This window comes from Vibrio sp. Isolate22 (assembly GCF_022398115.1).
In the GTDB taxonomy this organism is placed as follows: Bacteria; Pseudomonadota; Gammaproteobacteria; order Enterobacterales; family Vibrionaceae; genus Vibrio.
Genome location: NZ_JAKEUW010000002.1, coordinates 213,016 through 233,924, shown reverse-complemented (window position 1 = coordinate 233,924; position 20,909 = coordinate 213,016). Strand labels below are relative to the sequence as shown.

Annotated in this window: 19 protein-coding genes; 16 read left to right on the top strand and 3 right to left on the bottom strand. The window is 45.8% G+C overall.

All coding sequences use genetic code 11. The annotated features are described in order from the left end of the window. Position 1 precedes the first annotated feature (1 nt). Positions 2-973: a tRNA-modifying protein YgfZ gene (ygfZ, locus tag L1D55_RS02535; protein ID WP_239916409.1), complete on the bottom strand. Its 972-nt coding sequence runs from the start codon at positions 971-973 to the stop codon at positions 2-4. Positions 974-1,140: 167 nt separating this feature from the next. Between ygfZ and L1D55_RS02530 the strand changes: the two genes are divergently transcribed. Both L1D55_RS02530 and L1D55_RS27675 read left to right on the top strand, forming a co-directional pair. Beyond that, positions 1,141-1,401, top strand: coding sequence for a succinate dehydrogenase assembly factor 2 (locus tag L1D55_RS02530; protein ID WP_004735374.1), 261 nt, complete (start codon positions 1,141-1,143; stop codon positions 1,399-1,401). Further along, positions 1,334-1,777 (top strand): protein YgfX, encoded by a 444-nt coding sequence (locus L1D55_RS27675; RefSeq protein WP_345772772.1) that lies wholly within the window; start codon positions 1,334-1,336, stop codon positions 1,775-1,777. Before L1D55_RS02530 ends, L1D55_RS27675 begins: the two co-directional genes overlap by 68 nt. An 88-nt stretch (positions 1,778-1,865) precedes the next feature. Here the strand turns inward: L1D55_RS27675 and nadB are convergent, their stop codons facing one another. Further along, complete coding sequence (gene nadB, locus L1D55_RS02525; protein ID WP_008223964.1) at positions 1,866-3,482, bottom strand: L-aspartate oxidase; 1,617 nt, start codon at positions 3,480-3,482, stop codon at positions 1,866-1,868. Between the two features lie 389 nt (positions 3,483-3,871). Between nadB and rpoE the strand changes: the two genes are divergently transcribed. From rpoE to acpS, 11 genes are all read left to right on the top strand, one after another. Next, positions 3,872-4,450: an RNA polymerase sigma factor RpoE gene (rpoE, locus tag L1D55_RS02520; RefSeq protein WP_239916408.1), complete on the top strand. Its 579-nt coding sequence runs from the start codon at positions 3,872-3,874 to the stop codon at positions 4,448-4,450. 26 nt (positions 4,451-4,476) lie between these two features. Beyond that, positions 4,477-5,100 (top strand): RseA family anti-sigma factor, encoded by a 624-nt coding sequence (locus tag L1D55_RS02515; protein WP_239916407.1) that lies wholly within the window; start codon positions 4,477-4,479, stop codon positions 5,098-5,100. Then, positions 5,097-6,059, top strand: coding sequence for a sigma-E factor regulatory protein RseB (gene rseB / locus L1D55_RS02510; RefSeq protein WP_061032435.1), 963 nt, complete (start codon positions 5,097-5,099; stop codon positions 6,057-6,059). The genes L1D55_RS02515 and rseB overlap by 4 nt, the downstream gene beginning before the upstream one ends. After that, positions 6,056-6,526 (top strand): SoxR reducing system RseC family protein, encoded by a 471-nt coding sequence (locus L1D55_RS02505; protein WP_004739029.1) that lies wholly within the window; start codon positions 6,056-6,058, stop codon positions 6,524-6,526. Before rseB ends, L1D55_RS02505 begins: the two co-directional genes overlap by 4 nt. A 132-nt stretch (positions 6,527-6,658) precedes the next feature. Continuing rightward, the gene (gene lepA / locus L1D55_RS02500; RefSeq protein ID WP_063524078.1) at positions 6,659-8,452 is read left to right on the top strand and encodes a translation elongation factor 4; all 1,794 of its coding nucleotides are present in this window, start codon (positions 6,659-6,661) and stop codon (positions 8,450-8,452) included. A gap of 97 nt (positions 8,453-8,549) precedes the next feature. Then, positions 8,550-9,446 carry a signal peptidase I gene (gene lepB / locus L1D55_RS02495; RefSeq protein WP_239916406.1) on the top strand — a complete coding sequence of 299 codons (897 nt, stop codon included), beginning with the start codon at positions 8,550-8,552 and terminating at the stop codon, positions 9,444-9,446. Positions 9,447-9,472: 26 nt separating this feature from the next. Continuing rightward, positions 9,473-10,150, top strand: a complete 678-nt coding sequence (rnc, locus tag L1D55_RS02490) for a ribonuclease III (RefSeq protein WP_004739034.1) — start codon at positions 9,473-9,475, stop codon at positions 10,148-10,150. Beyond that, positions 10,143-11,114: a GTPase Era gene (gene era, locus L1D55_RS02485; protein ID WP_239916405.1), complete on the top strand. Its 972-nt coding sequence runs from the start codon at positions 10,143-10,145 to the stop codon at positions 11,112-11,114. Before rnc ends, era begins: the two co-directional genes overlap by 8 nt. A 104-nt stretch (positions 11,115-11,218) precedes the next feature. Further along, complete coding sequence (gene recO / locus L1D55_RS02480; RefSeq protein WP_032498827.1) at positions 11,219-11,947, top strand: DNA repair protein RecO; 729 nt, start codon at positions 11,219-11,221, stop codon at positions 11,945-11,947. Further along, on the top strand, positions 11,944-12,681 hold the full coding sequence (gene pdxJ / locus L1D55_RS02475) for a pyridoxine 5'-phosphate synthase (RefSeq protein WP_004739038.1): 738 nt from the start codon (positions 11,944-11,946) through the stop codon (positions 12,679-12,681). The genes recO and pdxJ overlap by 4 nt, the downstream gene beginning before the upstream one ends. A gap of 57 nt (positions 12,682-12,738) precedes the next feature. Further along, the gene (gene acpS, locus L1D55_RS02470; protein ID WP_128159407.1) at positions 12,739-13,119 is read left to right on the top strand and encodes a holo-ACP synthase; all 381 of its coding nucleotides are present in this window, start codon (positions 12,739-12,741) and stop codon (positions 13,117-13,119) included. Positions 13,120-13,228: 109 nt separating this feature from the next. Here the strand turns inward: acpS and barA are convergent, their stop codons facing one another. Further along, the gene (gene barA / locus L1D55_RS02465; protein ID WP_239916404.1) at positions 13,229-16,042 is read right to left on the bottom strand and encodes a two-component sensor histidine kinase BarA; all 2,814 of its coding nucleotides are present in this window, start codon (positions 16,040-16,042) and stop codon (positions 13,229-13,231) included. Between the two features lie 165 nt (positions 16,043-16,207). Between barA and rlmD the strand changes: the two genes are divergently transcribed. From rlmD to mazG, 3 genes are all read left to right on the top strand, one after another. Then, the gene (gene rlmD, locus L1D55_RS02460; protein ID WP_239916403.1) at positions 16,208-17,527 is read left to right on the top strand and encodes a 23S rRNA (uracil(1939)-C(5))-methyltransferase RlmD; all 1,320 of its coding nucleotides are present in this window, start codon (positions 16,208-16,210) and stop codon (positions 17,525-17,527) included. Between the two features lie 135 nt (positions 17,528-17,662). Further along, positions 17,663-19,885, top strand: coding sequence for a GTP diphosphokinase (gene relA / locus L1D55_RS02455; RefSeq protein WP_004739044.1), 2,223 nt, complete (start codon positions 17,663-17,665; stop codon positions 19,883-19,885). 209 nt (positions 19,886-20,094) lie between these two features. After that, the gene (gene mazG / locus L1D55_RS02450; protein ID WP_239916402.1) at positions 20,095-20,892 is read left to right on the top strand and encodes a nucleoside triphosphate pyrophosphohydrolase; all 798 of its coding nucleotides are present in this window, start codon (positions 20,095-20,097) and stop codon (positions 20,890-20,892) included. Positions 20,893-20,909 lie beyond the last annotated feature (17 nt).

Genomic DNA, 20,909 nt, shown 5'->3' with positions numbered 1-20,909 from the left:
ATTACTCGTCGTCAAGGCTGTAAGGCAGTGGCAGGATCTTCCAGATTTGATCGGGTTGTGCTGTCAAACGCAGCTGAACATCGTCATCTAAGTTGTTCGGTAGTACCATTAGGCCAATTGCTTGGCTGTCAGCAAATTGATATACGTTGATCAGTTGACCCGCTCCACGCCAGTTTTCACCAACGCTGCGCTCTAGCTCAATAGGGCTTTCTAGTGTTAAAACTTCCGCTGTTGGGCCTGAAACAATGCGCATTTCACGTTTGTTCATGCCACGGTATTTAGCGCGAGCTACTGTTTCTTGACCTGTGTAACAGCCCTTGGTGAAACTGATGCCACCAATCGCTTGTAGGTTTAGCGCCTGAGGGATATGTTCATTTTGCTCTGCTTTGGTTAGGTTAGGCTGAGCATCGATAATTTCATGATACTGCCATAGCGCCTCTGAAACTTTCTCCGCAGAGCTGTTAGTTACCAACGCTTCTGCAGCTTGTTCTGTCACAAGCAGAGCCCAGCGGTTGTCAGCAACTTGAACAGCTGTACCGCCTGAAATCGCACGAACTTTACCTTGGCTCTCTGAGATAGAGTCGATGTACTGATCCGCAGCAGCGCCCATCACACCGATAACCACATCGCTGCTTTGCTCAATATCGACTTTAGAGAAGACCGCGTATTTTTTGATTTCTACGAGCTCAACTTCAATCGCTGACTTAGGCTGCATAAGCGCGTAACCACCGTTGTGGTGGAATAGGCGGAAGATACTCCATACCTTTCCTTTTGCATCACAGTGAGCGCCTAATGTAGATTCATCATTAGGAAGAGTCACGACGTCGCACGTTACTTGACCTTGTAGGTACGATTTTTTGTCATCGCCTACCATGGTAATTGCACTCCAGTCTGACACGTGTGTCATCATCAGTTCTGGAAGCGAATCGTTTTGCGTATGAGCGTGCGGCTGAAAGGTGTTTTTCCAATCCATTTTATCTTTCCTAAGAATTTTATTTGGCTCTATGTTAATCCTGTTCTGTTTCTTTGTCAGCCTAGGTTTTTTTGTGAGCGGAGATAGGGACTGTGACCCACATAGTAGTTGCAGAGCGTATGACTTGTTACACTCCAAGAAAGAAAAATTATAGGTGAGGATAGCCAATGTACACTGCAGAGCAGAAAGCACGAATTAAATGGGGTTGCCGTCGCGGCATGTTAGAACTTGATGTAGTCATCATGCCATTTTTCGAAGAGTGTTTTGATTCATTGCAAGAGCAGGAACAGCGCGAGTTTGTTTCTTTACTAGAGTGTGATGATCCAGACCTGTTTACTTGGGTGATGGGCCACGGCCGTAGTGAAAACTTGGGTCACGCATCAATGGTTGATAAAATTGTCGCACACAACCTCAGCAAGGTTCGTTAAGCTCCAGCTTAACCCTTCGTATTTCGCATTATTAACAAAAGGCACTGTTTTCGGGTGCCTTTTGTTTTTTATCGTTGTCTCTTCTCTTCCATTGGCTGTCAGCCTTTATTGTCTGTATTTAACCTTCAATCTGTTTCGTTCCAACCACATGCTTATCACCAGCGCTCAAGGATGTCTTGATTATAAGGATGATGGTGAAGTGCGTTTGAATGGCAGTACATATAGCTTAAAGTCGGTCGATCAGATTTGGGCGCAATTCTTCGTAAAATTACAATTTGAATGTGGTCACTCGGTACTACTATGGCGAGACAGTTGCCAAGAGCAAGAATATCGGCACTTTTTGGCAAACTTACAACGAATGCGTTCGCTAAGCTAAAGTAATCGACAAGTCATGAGCTAAAAGAAAAGGGAGCACTAGGCTCCCTTTCGTTTGATTACTTTTCGTGACTGACGAATGCGCCAAGTTACGATTGACGTTTCTCTGGTGTCAGAATCGTTGGGCCACTGTCTTCAGCCAGCTCTGGGTAATCCAATGTGTAGTGCAGGCCGCGGCTCTCTTTGCGTTGCATTGCACAGCGAACCATTAGCTCAGCGACTTGAAGTAGGTTACGCAGCTCTAAAAGGTTGTTAGACACCTTAAAGTTGCTGTAATACTCGTGAGTTTCTTGCTGCAACATCTGAATACGACGCATTGCGCGCTCAAGACGCTTGTCTGTACGTACGATACCCATGTAATCCCACATGAATAGGCGAAGTTCATGCCAGTTGTGCTGGATAATAACCTCTTCATCACTGTTGGTGACTTGGCTTTCATCCCATGCTGGAAGTTCCGCACACAATTGGGACTGTTCAATGTTCTCTACAATGTGTTTTGCTGCCGACCACGCGTAAACCACACATTCTAGTAGTGAGTTTGATGCCATACGGTTCGCACCGTGAAGGCCGGTATAGCTCACTTCACCAATTGCGTAGAGGTTTTGCAGATCCGTTTGACCATCTTTATTGACCATCACACCACCACAGGTGTAGTGCGCAGCCGGTACGATCGGGATCGGCTCTTTAGTCATATCGATACCCAAGTCCATCAAACGTGTATGGATCATTGGGAAGTGCGCAGTGATGAACTCTTCAGGCTTGTGGCTGATGTCGACGTACATGCAGTCTGCACCTAATCGCTTCATTTCGAAGTCGATTGCGCGAGCAACCACATCACGAGGCGCCAATTCACCACGTTCATCGAAGTCTTTCATGAAGCGCGTACCGTCCGGACGACGCAGGTAAGCGCCTTCGCCACGAAGTGCTTCCGTTAGTAGGAAGTTGCGTGCTTCTGGGTGGAACAAGCAAGTCGGGTGGAATTGGTTGAACTCTAGGTTTGCTACACGACAACCCGCACGCCAAGCGATAGCAATACCATCACCAGAAGAGACATCTGGGTTAGAAGTGTATTGGTACACTTTTGATGCGCCGCCAGTAGCAAGCACAACAAATTTAGCGCGTACGGTTTCTACGTGTTCTTGGTTACGGTTCCAGATGTAGGCACCGATAACCTTGTCTTTCGAGCCACCAATCTTATCTTCAGTGATCAAATCCAGCGCGTTGTGGCGCTCGAAGATCTCGATGTTCGGGTGATTCTTGACGTTATCTTGCAATGAGGTTTGCATCGCCATGCCAGTTGCATCGGCAGCGTGCAGGATTCTGCGGTGGCTGTGTCCACCTTCACGAGTTAGGTGGTACTTAGGTTGACCATCAGTGCTGTTCTCATCTTTATCAAATGGAACACCGCCATCAATCAGCCACTGCACACACTCTTTCGCATTCTCAGCAATGAATTGAACTGTATCTTCTTCACATAACCCAGCCCCGGCAATTTGAGTATCTTCAACGTGAGACTCAATACTGTCCGACTCATCGAACACCGCAGCGATACCGCCTTGTGCGTAATACGTCGATCCTTCGCTGCGTGGTCCTTTGCTTAATACAATTACTTTTGCATGTTCTGCTACGCGTAAGGCTAATGACAAGCCTGCCGCACCACTTCCTACCACTAATACATCACATTGATGTTCACGGTTTGCGTTCATAAAACTTATTAAATCCCGGGCTATAGTCGAGTTGTCTACTCTCAATTGACTTTGTCTTGTTTTAGGAGTTGCGGTAAGACTGTTATAATCTCCTCAGAGTCGTCCTAAAACGCCATGCAAAATCAAGATATAGACAGCTATCTAGAAATATTTAATTGCTCAATACCATTGCTTTTGCTCTAGTTTCCCCAAATTGATAGGGATAGCTATTTTTATTACATCACATTGTGAAACAATAATGGCAAATAATTTTAAGAAAGTTGGAACTTTCGGTATTTGGCTTAGTCACAATAGTGCTCTTGTAGACGGTGGTGTCAATACTACATTTCGCATAATTAGTACCCATATCTGTGAAGGTGAGGGTTATAACAATAGGAGTACCCGCTCGAATGAACGAGCAGCTAACCGATCAAGTGTTGATTGAGCGAGTTCAGAGTGGAGATAAGCAAGCATTTAACTTACTAGTGGTTAAGTATCAAAACAAAGTTTGTAACCTTATCTCTCGATACGTGAATAATTCCGGTGATGTACCTGATGTAGCACAAGAAGCTTTTATTAAAGCTTACCGCGCGATACCTAATTTTCGTGGCGAGAGTGCCTTCTATACATGGTTGTACCGAATTGCCGTGAACACCGCAAAGAATCATATCGTTGCCCAGGGGCGCAGGCCGCCCGCAACGGATGTAGATGCAGAAGATGCTGAATGTTACGAAACAGGCAGCGCGTTAAAAGAAATATCGAACCCTGAGAACTTAACGCTGTCAAAAGAATTGAAACAAGTCGTTTTTGGAGCGATTGAAGCGCTGCCAGAAGACTTAAAAACTGCAATGACGCTGCGTGAGCTTGAAGGTTTGAGCTACGAAGAGATTGCAGAAGTAATGGATTGCCCTGTAGGAACCGTACGTTCGCGTATCTTCCGAGCTCGTGAAGCGGTGGAAAAGAAAATTAAACCTCTTTTGCAGCGCTAGAACTTGTAATTATTATGGTGAAAATAATGGCTGATAAAGAAAAGCTTTCGGCACTCATGGATGGTGAAACGATCGATAAAGCTCTCATTGTAGATCTAGAATCTGATCAAGAAAGCATGAATACCTGGCAGAGTTACCACTTAATTGGTGACGTTATGCGTGGGGATGCGCCAGAAACTAAAAATTGGAACATTGCGGATAGTGTGGCAGCAGCGCTTGAAAATGAGCCTGCACACAGTGCAATGCCAAACCTGCACCAAGTGAATGTTGAACCTACTGTTGCTCCAATTGAAGAGCAACCTAAACCTCAGCAAGCGAAGCGTCAGCTTCCAGCGTGGTTACAACAGTTTGGACAAGTTGCTGTGGCAGCGTGTGTGTCTTTAGCGGTTGTATTAGGTGTTCAACAATATGGTGGCAGCGATCCAGCGGCACCAGAACAGCTACCTGTACTACAGACGATTCCATTTGCGGGATCCGCTGAGCCAGTAAGCTTAACCCGCGAGTCGGTAGAGAGACCTGCCTCTGAAGCAAACTTGCAAGAACAGCGCAAACGCGTTCATGCAATGCTAGAAGATTATGAGCTACAACTAAGATTAAACAGTGATGCGTCGCCTATGGAAGATGCACATCTAGAATCGGACATTGAATGAAGAAAATCCTGGTCAGTGCACTGACACTGTTCAGCTTGATGTCTCCAACAGCCTTTGCAGAGGAAACAACTGCAAAGGCCTTGTTGCATCAAATGAACGAGGCCAGTCAGCATCTAAATTACGAACTCTCTTACATACTGATCAAGAAGAGCAGTATTGAACCTCTTGTTTATCGCCATGCGGTTAACGACGACCAACAACTCGCACACCTTGTTTACCTGAGTGGCCCTGTTCGTGAAGTGATTCGTCGCGGTAATGAAGTGAGCTACATCGAACCGGGTACAGAGCCGTTTACGATCCAGTCAGGCAGCATGGTTGCGCCTGTCATTCCGATGATCAATCGAGATATTGAATCACTGAACCAGTACTACGACTTTGTAAAAGTTGGGCGTTCTCGTGAAGCGGGCAGCACGACTCAAGTATTACGCGTAGTGCCAAAAGATGGCCTTCGCTACTCATACGTGGTTTGGGTAGACGAGAAAACCAGTCTTCCTCTACGTGCCGACCTATTAGATCGTGATGGCGAAATACTGGAACAGTATCGAACAATCTCTTATGTGGTGAACGATAAAATTGCTGAGGCTATGGGCGGCTTAAACCAAGCGCAACTGCCGAAGGTTTTATCATTACCAGAAGGTTTGGTGAGTGAGACCGACTGGCAAGCTTCATGGGTGCCTGAAGGGTTTAAGTCAAAAGAACTAAGCCGTTACCAAATGGCTGCGACTGATAAAATGGTCGAGAGTCAGCTTTTTAGCGATGGACTATTTAGCTTTTCGGTATATATCGCCGATAAAGACGAACACTCATTGAAAGGTCAGTTGGTGCGTCAAGGGCGAAGAACCTTGCACAGCTTAGTGATTGGTGACAGAGAAGTGTCTGTCGTAGGGGATATCCCGCCAGCCACGGCCAAGCGTATCGCTCAATCTGTTACTTTCAATAATCAGGTGTCAGCGCAATGATGACCGCGCTGGCTACCGTTAGCTCAGTTGAACAAAAAGGTAAGCAGTACTTTGTTCAACTGAGTTGCGAACAACAAACCAGTTGCAGCAGCTGCTCTTCACAAAAAAGCTGTGGCACTGGCATTGTCACCAAAGCGGTTGGCAACAAATCCTTGTTTTGGCAATTAAAAACCAAAAGCCTTGTGAAAGCGGGTCAGATTGTAGAAATCGGCTTTCCTGAAAAAAGTCTACTTCAGTCTGCGGCTATTGTTTACCTCATCCCACTTTTCATGTTGATGATTGGTGCTGGCATTGGACAACTCTTGTTACAACCCTTACTTCAAGGGGGCGAGGGGATTGTTATACTGAGCGCAGCCCTATTTACAGCTGGTGGTATTGCTTTAGCGAAGCGACTCGCTAAACCGATGGAAGACAAATCCAAGCAAGAAGTCGTATTGATTCGAATCCTCGGTGAGCCACTCGTCTAATTTATGATGCGTCTTGCTGTTAAATTGGGTAGAATCTGCCAACTTGATTGAAATGCCGCCACCGTTAGCTATTTTTAAATAGTTTTGCGGCTTTCTTACCGTCCTAATTTAAAGAGTTTGTCACACCAAATTATGAAGCACATTCGTAACTTTTCGATTATCGCCCACATCGACCATGGTAAGTCGACCCTATCTGACCGTCTAATCCAAGTTTGTGGAGGATTAAGCGATCGTGAAATGGCTGCACAAGTCCTTGATTCGATGGATCTTGAGCGTGAACGTGGCATCACCATCAAATCTCAGAGTGTGACACTAAACTACACCGCAAAAGATGGTGAAACTTACCAACTTAACTTCATCGATACTCCGGGACACGTTGACTTCGCATACGAAGTATCACGTTCTCTTGCGGCTTGTGAAGGCGCACTATTGGTTGTCGATGCTGGTCAAGGTGTAGAAGCTCAGACTCTAGCAAACTGTTACACAGCGATCGAAATGGATCTGGAAGTTGTGCCAATCCTAAACAAGATTGACCTTCCAGCAGCTGATCCAGAACGGGTATCTGAAGAGATCGAAGAGATCGTAGGTATCGACGCGATGGAAGCAACGCGCTGTTCTGCAAAAACAGGTATCGGTGTAGACGATGTTCTAGAAAACATTGTTTCAGCAATTCCGGCTCCAGAAGGCGATCCTGAAGCGCCACTACAAGCGCTAATCATCGACTCTTGGTTCGATAACTACCTTGGTGTTGTTTCTCTTGTTCGTATCAAGAACGGTTCTCTGAAGAAGAACGACAAGATCAAAGTAATGAGCACCGGCCAAGTTTGGGGTGTAGACCGTCTAGGTATCTTCACGCCTAAGCAAATCGATACTACAGAGCTAAACACTGGTGAAGTAGGTTGGGTTGTTTGTGGTATCAAAGACATCCTAGGTGCACCGGTTGGTGATACGCTGACACTGGCTAAAAACGGCTGTGAAAAAGCGCTACCTGGCTTTAAAAAAGTAAAACCACAGGTATACGCGGGTCTGTTCCCTGTATCATCTGATGATTATGAAAACTTCCGTGATGCACTAGGTAAACTAAGCCTGAACGATGCTTCTCTATTCTACGAACCAGAGAACTCTGCAGCACTTGGTTTCGGTTTCCGTTGTGGTTTCTTGGGTATGCTTCACATGGAGATCATCCAAGAACGTCTAGAGCGTGAATACGACCTAGACCTAATCACAACTGCACCAACCGTAGTATACGAAGTTGAAAAAACAGACGGCACTCAACTGTACGTTGATAGCCCAGCTAAGCTGCCTGCTATCAATGATATCAATGAGATTCGTGAGCCGATTGCACGTTGTAATATCTTAGTACCTTCTGACTACCTAGGTAACGTAATCACACTGTGTGTTGAGAAGCGTGGTGTTCAGGTTGATATGATTTATCACGGCAACCAAGTAGCGGTTGTATACGATATTCCAATGGCTGAAGTAGTACTGGACTTCTTCGACCGTCTGAAATCAACGTCTCGTGGTTACGCATCACTGGATTACAACTTCCAACGTTTTGAAGCATCAAGCATGGTTCGTGTAGACGTACTTCTAAACGGTGACACGGTTGATGCACTTGCGATGATTACACACAAAGATCAATCGCAAACTCGTGGTCGTCAGCTTGTAGAGAAGATGAAAGAATTCATCCCTCGTCAAATGTTTGATATCGCGATTCAAGCGGCTATCGGTAACCACATCATCGCTCGTTCTACAGTTAAACAACTGCGTAAGAACGTAATCGCGAAATGTTACGGTGGTGACGTGAGTCGTAAGAAGAAGCTTCTGAAGAAACAGAAAGAAGGTAAGAAGCGTATGAAGCAGATCGGTAACGTAGAACTGCCTCAAGAAGCATTCTTAGCAATTCTTCACGTTGGCAAAGATTAACTTTATCCAGCGTTAAACGAATAATTGAAAGTGAAAGGGTAGCTCGCTATTCTTTCACTTTCGTTATTTTTAAAGAAATGAAATTTAAGGGATATCAATGGCTAATACATTTTCGCTTATCTTAGTGATCGTAACTCTAGTGACCGGCATTGTATGGGCATTGGAAAAGTTTGTGTGGGCGAAGAAACGCCAGCAGAAGCTTGCTGATGTGGAAGCACAAACGAATGGCCTAGACGCTGAAACCAGCGCAAAAGTTACGGCTCAGCCTTGGTGGGTTGAGAACAGTGTGTCCATTTTCCCAGTAATTGCATTTGTTTTGATCTTGCGTTCATTTATTTATGAACCGTTTCAAATCCCATCTGGCTCGATGATGCCAACGCTTTTAGTTGGTGATTTCATCTTGGTAGAGAAGTACGCGTACGGTCTTAAAGACCCAGTATGGCGCACTCAATTGGTAGAAACAGGCAAGCCAGACCGTGGTGATTCAATCGTATTTAAGTACCCGCCTCAGCCAAACATTGACTACATCAAGCGTGTTGTCGGTTTGCCAGGTGATACTATTCGTTACAGCAGTCGTAAAGAAATCTGTATCCAGGCGAAAGGTACAAGTAGCTGTAAACCAGTGAAACTAAGTAACGTAGAAGAAAGCCAATTTATTCAAGATGGTGTGCCTCTGATTCAGCTGAATGAACAGCTTGGAGACGTAGAGCACCAAATATTAGTTAACCCACTGCGTCGTGATCGTGTGCAAGCGTATCAACCTCGTAACGGTGTTAACGAATGGGTCGTTCCAGAAGGCCAATACTTTGTGATGGGTGATAACCGTGACAACAGTGCTGATAGCCGTTACTGGGGCTTTGTCCCTGAAGCAAACCTTGTTGGTAAGGCTGTTGCTATTTGGATCAGTTTCGAATTCGAACGTGGTTCAGACAGTGTACTTCCAACATGGATTCCTACTGGTGTGCGTTTTAATCGCATCGGTGGGATTCATTAATCGATCAATTAACACATCGAGAGAGCATGAATTCTCCAATTGATAAACTAGAGAGAAAGATTGGCTATCAGTTTAATGATGCCGATCTTATCCACTTGGCGCTGACTCACCGCAGCGCCGCTGGTAAACATAACGAACGTCTTGAGTTTCTGGGCGATTCAATTTTAAGTTTTGTTATCGCTGATGATCTATACCACCGTTTTCCTAAGGTAAACGAAGGTGATATGAGCCGCATGCGTGCAACATTAGTACGTGGTCATACATTGGCAGAACTAGGTCGTGAATTCGAACTAGGAGATTACTTAAAATTAGGTCCAGGTGAGTTGAAGAGTGGCGGTTTCCGTCGTGATTCTATTCTAGCGGATGCTGTTGAAGCGATCATCGGCGCTATCTATCTAGATAGTGATACCGAGACGGTTCGCGGCATTATTTTGAGCTGGTACCAATCTCGCCTAGAAGCTATTCAGCCTGGAGTATCTCAAAAAGACCCGAAAACTCGTCTTCAAGAGTTCTTACAAGGTCGAAGAAATCCTCTACCTGTCTACACAGTGACTAATATTAAAGGTGAAGCACACAACCAAGAGTTTACGGTTGAGTGTGAAGTGGCAGGTGTGGATAAACCTGTTATCGGTAAAGGCACTAGCCGCCGCAAGGCAGAACAAGCGGCTGCTGAAACAGCATTAGAGCAACTAAGCAATGTCTGATAACAACCAAGAATTCGATATCGATGCATTCTTTTCATCTGATAGCAAACAACCTAGCCTACCGGAAAACCAACACTGTGGCTTCATCGCTATTGTAGGTCGCCCAAACGTAGGTAAGTCGACGCTTCTGAACCATATCCTGGGACAGAAGATTTCTATTACATCACGTAAACCACAGACGACACGTCACCGTATTATGGGCGTGGAAACTGAAGGCGATTACCAAGCGATCTTCGTAGATACTCCTGGACTTCATATTGAAGAAAAGCGTGCTATCAACCGCTTGATGAACCGTGCGGCGAACAGCTCACTGAGTGATGTGAACCTAGTATTCTTCCTTGTTGACGGTACTCACTGGACTGAAGACGATGAAATGGTTCTGAACAAGCTGAAGAAGACTGACTTCCCAGTTGTACTTTGCATCAACAAAGTAGATAACGTTCAAGACCGTACTGACGTGATGCAGCACATGATGGAAGTCTCTAAGAAGATGGACTTCATTGATGTTGTGCCAATCTCGGCGAAGCAAGGTAAAAACATTGATGTACTGCGTAAGCACGTACGTGAACACTTACCTAAAGCGACACACCACTTCCCAGAAGAGTATGTGACGGATCGCTCGCAGCGTTTTATGGCGTCTGAAATTATCCGTGAAAAGCTGATGCGTTTTACGGGTGATGAACTACCTTACTCGGTAACGGTTGAGATCGAACGTTTTGACTACAACCCAGACAACGATGGTTTCCACATCAACGCGCTAATTCTTGTTGAACGTACTGGTCAGAAGAAAATGGTGATTGGTAAAGCGGGCGAGAAGATCAAAACGATTGGTCGCGAAGCACGTATCGATATGGAAGAGCTATTCGGTCGTAAGGTGTACCTAGAGACATGGGTTAAGGTTAAATCTGGCTGGGCTGATGATGAACGTGCACTTCGTTCACTAGGCTACATCGACGATCTATAATCTAGATTGGACTTCACTTTCCTTAACTGGACGTGAAATCAAAATAGTGAGTTGAAGAGAGAGTGCGAACTCTCTCTTTTTGTATCTGCAAGAAGGATGAATCATTGAGCGAAGGGTTACAGCGATGCTTTGTATTGCACCGTAGGCCATATAGCGAGTCGAGCTTGATACTGGATATTTTCAGTGAAGAGTTTGGCCGTGTAACGTTGATGTCGAAAGGTGCTCGTAGCAAGCGTTCCAACTTAAAAGGAGCGTTGCAGCCTTTTACGCCTCTACTACTCAAGTGGTCGGGGAACAGCTCAATGAAAACACTGCGCCAAGCTGAGCCTATCAGTTTAGGTTTGCCTCTCACTGGCATTAACCTCTATTCCGCAATGTATGTGAATGAGCTGATTGGTCGAGTTCTGATGGCTGAAGTGCCAATGCCGGCTCTTTTTCACGATTATCTTCATGCTTTAACAGAGCTGGCGCATAATGAAAATCCAGAGCCAGCACTGCGTCGTTTTGAGTTGGCACTGCTATCTGCTATGGGTTATGGCGTTGACTTTTTACACTGTGCAGGTACCGGCGAACCGATTGATCCAACAATGACTTATCGCTATCGAGAGCAGAAAGGTTTCATTGCTTCAGTACGAAGAGACAACCTGACTTTTATGGGCGATGAACTTATTGCGATCAGCGAACGTAGGTTTATCACTAAAGAGCAGTTAAAAGCGGCAAAACGCTTTACACGCATAGCCTTAAAGCCGTATCTTGGCGGCAAACCATTAAAAAGTAGAGAACTGTTTTTGCCAAGAGCAGGTCTTTCTAGAGCACGGAGTATTGGAAAATGAGCTCAATCCTTTTAGGCGTTAATATCGACCATATTGCAACACTACGTAATGCACGTGGTACTAAATACCCAGATCCAGTACACGCAGCTGAAATTGCTGAGCGCGCTGGTGCTGACGGTATCACCATTCACCTGCGTGAAGACCGTCGTCACATCGTTGATCGCGATGTACGTATTCTGGCTGAAACTATCCAAACTCGCATGAACTTAGAAATGGCAGTGACGGATGAGATGGTTCAGATTGCACTAGATACTAAGCCTGAGTTTGTTTGTCTTGTTCCTGAAAAGCGTGAAGAGCTAACTACTGAAGGTGGCTTGGACGTGGTTGGTCAACTTGAGAAAGTAAAAGCGGCTACGCAAAAGCTATCTGCAGCTGGTATTAAAGTGTCGCTGTTTATCGATGCTGACCGCGAACAGATTGATGCAGCAAAAGCATGTGGCGCACCGTTCATTGAGCTTCACACTGGTCACTACGCTGATGCGAAAACAGAAGAAGACCAACAAGACGAGCTGAAAAAGATTGCGGCTGGCGCAAGCTACGCAGACGATCTAGGTATTACGGTGAATGCCGGTCACGGCCTGACGTACCACAACGTGGCGCCAATTGCGGCACTACCAGAAATCTACGAGCTAAACATCGGTCACTCAATCATGGGACGTGCTGTCTTTGATGGCTTGAACAAAGCCGTAGCTGACATGAAAGCTGTAATGGAAAACGCGCGCAACAACATTTAGTTTGTTAAATATCTAGTTTGTTAAGTGGCATCATCAAAAAGTAGTTAAAGGGTAATCATGGCTGTTGTAGGGCTTGGGACAGATATCGCGGAAATTGAACGTGTTGAAAAAGCATTGTCACGCAGTGGTGAGGCATTTGCTCAGCGTATTCTGACGGACTCTGAATTTGAAGTGTTTCAGCAGCTCAAGCAAAAAGGTCGCTATCTTGCTAAGCGCTTTGCAGCTAAAGAAGCAGCATCAAAAGCGCTGGGTACAGGCATCGCACTGGGTGTTACTTTTCATGATTTCGAAATCTCGAACGACGAGCATGGCAAGCCAGTGCTGAGCTTGCACAATAAAGCTTTAGAGATTGCGCAAGCGAGTGGCACAACTTCGATTCACCTGACTATTTCAGATGAGCGTCATTATGCGGTAGCGACAGTACTCTTAGAGTCGTAATCTCTAACTCATCCTGGTGTTCGCTCGTTACTGAGTAAATAGCATAAACAAAAAAGCAGAGCTTATACGCTCTGCTTTTTTATTGCCTTGAATTCGAGGCTAAGCCGGTTTAATCACTGGCTGGTTTTAAGTAGTGAATAGCGGTCGCTTGCACCTTATCGAGCTCGTCTTGAAGTTCAAAGAGTTCTGGCTCGATATCTTCAATTGAAGTACCTGAGCGCAGCTCTTTCTCTATCGTGGCACAGACCGATTTAAGCCTTGGTACGCCGCTGTAGGAGCTGCTGCCATGCATCTTGTGGATGATGTGTATTAGCTGATCCACAGGGTAATCCGTGTCTTCGATCGCTTTCTCCGCCGCGTCATACACCTCAGGGATAAAGTCGACCAGCATCTGCAGCATATCGCGTGCGAGGTCTTCTTTATTGGCGGCCTGCTTCATCGCAGCTTGCCAATCAATGATGATGTTCTTGTGCACGCTAACATTACTTTCAGACACCTGACTGTTGTCTATCTCGGCTGACACTGCAGGGTGATCTGGATTTATCTTTTCGATGTGCTCAACCTCAGAGGTTGGGCTCCAGTGAATTAATACTTGTTGTAACACATGCTCTTCAATTGGCTTGGTCAGGTAGTCATCCATGCCAGCTTCTAGCAGCCTATCGCGCTCGCCCGTCATGGCGTGTGCAGTAACAGCAATCACAGGKGTGCTGGCGTTGTTGGCGAGCTTTTTGATGTTTTGACAAGCGGTGACACCATCCATCTGCGGCATCTGAATATCCATGAAGATAATATCAAACTGAGTCTCAGTGGCTTTGTCGATAGCCTGCTGACCACTGGTGCAACTGATGACGGTTTCCACACGTTCTTTGAGTAACGCGGTGATAAGCTTCAGGTTCGCTGGGTTGTCATCCACAGCCATAACAGTCAGTGGCAGCTTCTCTTCCGAATGGGTTTCAATTGCTGGTGCAATCAAGGTTGGCGCTTGGTTCGACACCAGAGTTTGCAGCAGCTTCTTACGTGAAAGAGGTTTGGTGATGCATTGAACATCGACTTCTTTCATCAATTGTTCGCCAAGTGCGAGCTCGGTACTCGGTGTACCAATGATCACGTTCTGAGCAATCTTCTTCGCGCCAATTGCCCAGCCACTGACCGTATCAAATTGATAATCTTGGTTAGCTGCGAGGTTCAGCAGTACGTAGTCGTACGAGGTTGATTCGTCAGGCATCACCGAACGGTAGGTTACGACTAAGCCTTCCTGGGTCAGGATTTGTTGAGTAATCGAAGCCGCTTGCATGTTTGGCTCGATAAGCAGTAGTTGCTTGTCTTGCAGACATTGAGTCTCAATTAGCTCTGTCATCGGCATATCAGTGGTTGATAGCCTTAGCGTAAACCAGAAAGTGGAACCTTGGTGTAGGCGACTGGTTAGGCTGATCTCACCGCCCATTTGGCTCACAAGTTTTTGGGTGATAACCAGACCTAATCCTGTACCACCATAGCGACGAGATATACTTGCATCAGCTTGGCTGAAGGCTTGGAATAGCTGCGCTTGCTGACGCTCAGAGATACCAATACCCGTATCACGAACCATGAACTGTAGTTCGATGTTGTCTTCGCTTTGTGAGCGCAACTCAACGCTAATATCGATGTTACCACGCTCGGTAAACTTGATTGAGTTACCGACTAGGTTGGTCAGGATTTGTTGGATACGCAGTGGATCGCCAACAACGCCTGCAGGCACTTTAGGATCAATCTTAAGTGTAAGTTCTAGACCTTTCTCATGAGCGTTGGTCGCTTGAAGGTTCACTACTTCTTCTAGGCTTGCTTGGAACTCAAATGGAATGTTTTCTAGCGCCAGTTTACCGGCTTCAAGTTTCGAGAAGTCCAAGATATCGTTGATGATACTGAGCAGGTTATTCGCAGAGCGTTCAATAGTCTGTAGGTAGTCCGTCTGACTGTTCGACAGGTGAGTTTTAAGCATCTGGCGAGTAAAGCCAATCACACCGTTAAGTGGTGTTCTTAGTTCGTGAGACATATTTGCCAAGAACTCAGACTTAACACGTGCCGCTTCTTGTGCTCGTTTTTTCGCGATGTCTAACTCAACGTTTTGAATCTCTAGTTGCTCAAGAGTTTCACGCAGGTCCGAAGTGGCTTGGTCGATACTGTGCTGCATCTCGACGTGATATTCCGACAGCGATACCGCCATCGCGTTGATACCGTTTTTCAGCGAGTCTAACTCACCGTGCATTTTGCCTTCGATACGGACATCCAAGTGACCGCGACGAATTCGGTCCACCATGTTCTTCATGTGCGTGATCGGTTGAGTTACATCGTGCATCAAACGGAAAGCGAATACACCAGAAAGACCCAGTCCAAGAATCAACACTAAGAAGGCTGAGAAGACTTCTTGATATTGCTGCAAACGAAGTGAAGAAAGGTCCAACTCAATCGCAATATAACCAATCGCTTGGTTGGCTTGAGACTGGCCGTTAGCCGAGTTGATGTACTGGCCTTCTGCAATAATCGGGGTTCGAAGAATCAGTGTGTTATCGAGTAAGTCAGAAGAGCTTAAATGCGGAATTGGTTTATCTTTTGGATAAGTCAGGCTTTCGAAATCAGGGTGGAAGTTTGAGGTTACAAACAACTCATGGCGTTCATCGAACACCGCGATACTGCGTACCAGCTTAGAGTTCTTTCGATGTGCATAGCTGATTAGCTGACGAACAGACTCTCGACTTTCGAGCTGCATGCCAGATTCACTCGCAATTGCTAGTGGTTCAATGATGCTAGTACCTGTGTTGACCACCTGACCTTCAAGGTCTTGATAGCGGTTAAATGAGAAAAATGCACTCAATAGCAGCCCAATAATCAGGGTTGGAGCTAGAGTTAAGGTAATTACACGGGCTCTTAAGCCATATCTGGTCATGTTCTTTAATTACATCGAGGTCTGGATATGGGAAAATAACGCACACAATGGCGGTTAAGTGAACGGTAAGCTTAATCAAAGCCGTGACGTTCGACAATGATTCCAAGACAGAATAGTGAGTCCTGGATACCAATTACTTATTAAAAGATACATTAGGCACAAGCAATGGCACGTTTTTTCCAACCAAAAAAGAAAACTCAACTCGAGACCAAGCATCAATCGGTTTTGGTTGAACGAATGGATCACAATGGCGCTGGCATCGCTTATCAGAAAAACAAACCAGTTTTCATTGACGGCGCATTGCCTGGTGAACAGGTGGTTATTCAGCTTACTGAGAGTAAAAGTAAGTTTGCACGCGCGAAACTCATCAAATTGCTGAAGCCAAGCGAGCAACGTCTAAAGCCTTTTTGTAAACACTTTAATCAGTGTGGCGGTTGTCATCTTCAGCACCTTGGTTACCAATCTCAGGTAGAACACAAGGCACAATCTCTTACGCACTTGATGAACCAATATAAGACGGATGAGACAGAGATGGCTCAACCGATTGTTGGTGATGAAACTGGTTACCGTCGTCGTGCGCGTATCAGCTTGTTTGTTGATAAGAAAACGCACAAGCTTCAGTTCGGTTTTCGTAAGAAGCAGAGCAAGCAGATAGAAAACATCACAGACTGTGCCGTGCTTGATCCTCGCCTAAATGTATTGCTGCCAAAGCTGAAAAATTTACTCAACACTTTCAGCAACCTTACGTCTTTAGGACACGTTGAATTGGTATTGGGTGATACTGGCCCGGTAATGGTGCTACGCCACCTCAAGCCTTTGATTGAAAAAGATGAGCAATCATTGATTGCGTTGGCGAAAGAAGAAGGTGCGATACTGTACTCAATGCCAGAGACCGACAAGTTGGTCCGTCTGGTTGGTGATGCGCCTAGTTACAGCGAAACAGGCGTTACCTTACCTTTTGAGCCAAACCACTTCATTCAGGTGAACCAGAAGGTCAATCATCAGATGGTGGCCCAAGCGATTGAATGGTTAGAACCTAAAGCGGACGAGCGAGTACTGGATCTGTTTTGTGGCTTAGGTAACTTCAGTCTGCCTATCGCTCAACAGTCGGCATTTGTGGTTGGGGTTGAAGGTGTCGATGAGATGGTTCAGCAAGCCACATCGAATGCTAAATTGAACCAGTTGAGCAACACCGAATTTTACCAAGCGAACCTTGAAGAAGACCTATCGGCACAAGCTTGGGCAAAAGAGAAATTTGATAAAATCTTACTGGACCCAGCTCGTGCTGGAGCGAGTGGTGTTGTTGATCAAATTTCAGCATTAGGAGCGAAGCGTGTGGTTTATGTTTCGTGTAATCCTGCTACTCTAGCTAGAGATTCAGAGAGCTTAGAAAAGCAAGGCTACCAATTAGCCAAACTTGGTATGTTGGATATGTTCCCACACACCAGCCATCTAGAATCGATGGCTCTCTTTATCAAGGCTTAAAGGCCCGTAAATAAGGCTTAAAAATGAATGACAAAGGCGCAGGGACACTTGCGCTGATATCAATATGGTCGAACTAACTTGGAACCAGTTAGTCATATTGAATTGGGTATAAAACAGAATAACTAGGAAGGCACGATGGTTGCGGTACGAAGCGCACATTTAAACCCAAGCGAACAGTTTGAGCTAGAAAGTTGGATTGCGTCATTAAAGCAAGACGCAAAAACCTCGAATAAACTGAATAAAGTTTATCGTCACTGTGAAGAGCTATTAAAAGATCACGAGCAAGCATCACTCTTGCTATGGCGTGGGCGCGAGATGATTGAAATCTTGGTTACGCTGTCGATGGATCGTGCAACATTAGTCGCTGCACAACTCTTCCCAGTGGTATCAAGTGGCGTTTTTGAGCGCGAAGCCTTCGAAGAAAGCTACGGCAAAGAAATTGTTAAGCTGATTGACGGCGTTGAAGAAATGGCGGCCTTGGGCCAGCTAAACGTAACCCTTGAAGGCAGTGCTGCCTCGGGGCAGGTTGATAACGTTCGACGCATGCTATTGGCCATGGTTGACGATTTCCGCTGCGTAGTGATCAAACTTGCGGAGCGAATCTGTAACCTCATCGAGGTGAAAAAGGCTCCTGATGCTGTGCGCCGAGCGGCAGCAAAAGAGTGTTCTAACATTTACGCACCACTGGCTAACCGTTTAGGTATCGGTCAACTTAAGTGGGAAATCGAAGATTACGCCTTTCGCTACCAGCAGCCAGACACTTATAAGCAAATTGCCAAACAGCTGTCTGAGCGCCGTATCGTTCGTGAACAATACATCACAGATTTCGTTGATGACTTAACCGCAGAAATGCAGCGTTCAAACATCAACGCTGAAGTGAGCGGTCGACCAAAACACATCTACAGTATCTGGCGCAAAATGCAGAAGAAAGGCTTGGCCTTTGATGAGCTTTTTGACGTGCGAGCGGTACGTATCATCGCTGATCAACTGCAAGACTGCTACGCCGGCCTTGGGGTGGTACACACCAAATACAAACACCTACCGAGCGAATTTGATGACTACGTGGCGAACCCTAAGCCAAATGGTTACCAGTCGATTCATACCGTAGTACTTGGTCCTGAAGGCAAGACTATTGAGATTCAGATCCGTACGAAGCAGATGCACGAAGATTCTGAGCTTGGTGTGGCGGCACACTGGAAGTACAAAGAAGGCTCTTCTGGTGGTCGTAGCGGCTACGATGAAAAAATCACTTGGTTGCGTAAACTTATCGACTGGCAAGAAGAGATGTCGGACTCTGGTGAAATGCTGGATGAAGTACGTAGTCAAGTCTTCGATGACCGTGTATACGCATTTACTCCACGTGGTGACGTGGTCGACTTACCAATGGGTGCAACCCCGTTGGACTTCGCTTACCACATCCACTCGATGGTCGGACACCGCTGTATCGGTGCCAAAGTAGCAGGCCGTATCGTACCGTTCACTCATAAACTATCGATGGGTGACCAAGTTGAGATCATCACGCAGAAAGAGCCGAACCCATCTCGTGACTGGCTAAACCCAACTACAGGTTTCGTTCACTCTGGTCGTGCTCGAGCTAAGATTAACGCTTGGTTCCGCGCACAAAGCCGTGAGAAAAACCTAGAAGCGGGTCGTGACATCCTGGAAGTTGAGCTAGCGAAAGTAGGCGCAACCCTAAAAGATGCCGACCAATACGCACTAAGACGCTTTAACGTGAATACGCCAGACGAACTCTATGCAGGTATTGGTAGTGGCGACTTGCGTATTAACCAAGTGGTTAATCACATCAATGCGTTAGTGAATAAGCCAACGGCGGAAGAAGAAGACAAGAAAGCGCTAGAGAAGCTGCTTGAGTCGGAAAGCAAGCCAGCACAGCAGAGTCGTCCTAAGAAAGACGCGGTGGTAGTAGAAGGCGTTGATAACCTCATGACGCATCTTGCACGCTGTTGTCAGCCGATTCCTGGTGATGTGATTAAAGGTTATATCACTCAAGGTCGTGGTATCTCGGTTCACCGTGCCGACTGTGAACAGTTGAGTGAACTGAGCCTGCACGCACCAGAACGTATCATCGATACCGTTTGGGGCAATGGCTTTGTCGGTTCTTACATCCTAACGCTGCGTGTGGAAGCGCTAGAGCGCAATGGCTTGTTAAAAGACATCACCTCACTATTCTCGAACGAGAAGATTAGCGTGACGACAATGAAGAGTCGCATCGATTACAAGCGTCAGCTATCGGTAATGGATTTCGATTTGGAAGTGACGAATATTGAGATTCTGAGTCGGGTGACAAGCCGAGTCGAGCAGATCAAAGATGTCATGAGCGTCAAGAGATTAGGATGATATTTGGTATCACCCTCGTCATTCCCTGCAGTGATGGACGAACGTGATAGGGAATCTCGCCAAGCGGTTTGAGATCCCCAACTCGCTCATTCTTCACTCTTGGGGATGACGAATAAAGATAAAGGTGAGTGGTTTTGGCTGCTCACCTTTTTTAGTTTTAGAAGACGTTATAAATTTAAAAATTCAAAGACAGTAATAGGAAGAAAACGATGAATCACCCGATTGAACAACTTGAACAGATCATGACTAAGCTGCGCGATCCAGAAGGTGGCTGTCCTTGGGATTTAAAACAAAATTTTGAAACAATTGTCCCGCATACTATCGAAGAGACCTATGAGGTCGTGGATGCGATCCACAACAAAGACTGGTCGAATCTGCAAGAAGAGCTTGGCGATCTACTGTTTCAGGTGATTTTTTACAGCCAGTTGGCGAAAGAGCAGGGGCTGTTTGAGTTTTCTGATGTGGTTGATGGCATCAATGAGAAGCTAACACGCCGTCACCCTCATGTGTTCTCGGATGCCGAGTTTGCTAGCGACGAAGAAATCAATGCGAATTGGGAAGCTGAAAAAGCCAAAGAAAAGGCACAAGCAGGCAAAACTCAAGAAAGTATTCTAGACTCAATACCAAACTCTCTACCTGCGCTTTCACGTGCTACAAAGATTCAAAAGCAGGTAGCGAAATATGGCTTCGATTGGGACTCAATTGGCCCAGTTGCCAACAAGGTAAGAGAGGAAGTGGATGAAGTGCTTGAAGAGGCGCTTCAAGTGACACCAAACGAAGATTTGGTTGAAGAAGAGTTGGGTGATTTGCTGTTTGCAACGGTGAATTTGGTGCGACATTTAGGTAAAAACCCTGAATCTGCGCTCAATAAGGCCAACTTGAAGTTTTCACGTCGCTTTAAAGGGGTGGAAGAAAAAGTGCGTCAACAAGATAAAAGTTTGACCGATTTTTCACTACAACAGCTTGATTCCATGTGGGATGAGGTAAAAGTAGCGGAGAAAAGATAACCAAAGCTTTTATCATG